This is a genomic window from Kribbia dieselivorans NBRC 106261 (genome assembly GCF_001552435.1).
In the GTDB taxonomy this organism is placed as follows: Bacteria; Actinomycetota; Actinomycetes; order Actinomycetales; family Dermatophilaceae; genus Kribbia; species Kribbia dieselivorans.
In genome coordinates this window covers 1-1409 of record NZ_BCRE01000288.1, presented here as the reverse complement: position 1 = coordinate 1409, position 1409 = coordinate 1, and the positions used below count along the sequence as shown (strand labels likewise).

Sequence of the window (1409 nt, the reverse complement as noted above, 5' to 3'; positions counted from 1 at the left end):
GGGTTGGGGGCCTGGTAATGGTTGTTCGGCTGCGTCCTACTCTCCCACACCGTCACCAGTGCAGTACCATCGGCGCTGAAAGGCTTAGCTTCCGGGTTCGGAATGGGACCGGGCGTTTCCCTTTCGCTATGACAGCCGAAACTCTATCGAGGTGTCAAACACGCTCACTCGATGGTGAGCCTTGGTGGTGTTTGTTTCTCGGGAACTACACAGTGGACGCGAGCACCCCTCACATGTTTTTTGGGGGTGTTAGTCAGGTTGTTGGCCTATTAGTACCAGTCAGCTCCACACATTACTGTGCTTCCACATCTGGCCTATCAACCCAGTGGTCTACTGGGGGCCTTCACCCGCAAGCGGGTTGGAAACCTCATCTTGAAGCGTGCTTCCCGCTTAGATGCTTTCAGCGGTTATCACTTCCGAACGTAGCCAATCAGCGGTGCCCTTGGCAGGACAACTGACACACCAGTGGTTCGTCCACCCCGGTCCTCTCGTACTAGGGGCAGCCCTTCTCAAGTTTCCTACGCGCACAGAGGATAGGGACCGAACTGTCTCACGACGTTCTAAACCCAGCTCGCGTACCGCTTTAATGGGCGAACAGCCCAACCCTTGGGAGCGACTCCACCCCCAGGATGCGACGAGCCGACATCGAGGTGCCAAACCATCCCGTCGATATGGACTCTTGGGGAAGATCAGCCTGTTATCCCCGGGGTACCTTTTATCCGTTGAGCGACGGCGCTTCCACATGCCACCGTCGGGTCACTAGTTCCGACTTTCGTCCCTGCTCGACATGTCTGTCTCGCAGTCAAGCTCCCTTGTGCACTTGCACTCGACACCTGATTGCCAACCAGGCTGAGGGAACCTTTGAGCGCCTCCGTTACTTTTTGGGAGGCAACCGCCCCAGTTAAACTACCCACCAGGCACTGTCCCTGATCCGGATCACGGACCGAAGTTAGACAACCAGAACGACCAGAGTGGTATTTCAACGATGACTCCACAACCGCTGGCGCGGCCACTTCACAGTCTCCCACCTATCCTACACAAGCCGTCCCGATCACCAATACCAAGCTATAGTGAAGGTCCCGGGGTCTTTCCGTCCTTCTGCGCGTAACGAGCATCTTTACTCGTAATGCAATTTCGCCGAGTTCACGGTTGAGACAGTGGAGGATTCGTTACGCCATTCGTGCAGGTCGGAACTTACCCGACAAGGAATTTCGCTACCTTAGGATGGTTATAGTTACCACCGCCGTTTACTGGGGCTTAAATTCTGAGCTTCGCCTCACGGCTGACCCGTCCTCTTAACCTTCCAGCACCGGGCAGGCGTCAGTCCGTATACATCGTCTTGCGACTTCGCACGGACCTGTGTTTTTAGTAAACAGTCGATCCTCCCTGGTCTCTGCGGCCCATCACCC

2 rRNA genes are annotated in these 1409 nt (G+C 55.8%); both read right to left on the bottom strand.

Going from position 1 to position 1409, the window contains the following annotated elements:
* Nucleotides 1–23 precede the first annotated feature (23 nt).
* A 5S ribosomal RNA gene (gene rrf, locus KD1_RS15910) occupies nucleotides 24–140 on the bottom strand.
* 109 nt (nucleotides 141–249) lie between these two features.
* Nucleotides 250–1409: ribosomal RNA gene (locus KD1_RS15905) — 23S ribosomal RNA — on the bottom strand; the annotation flags it as partial.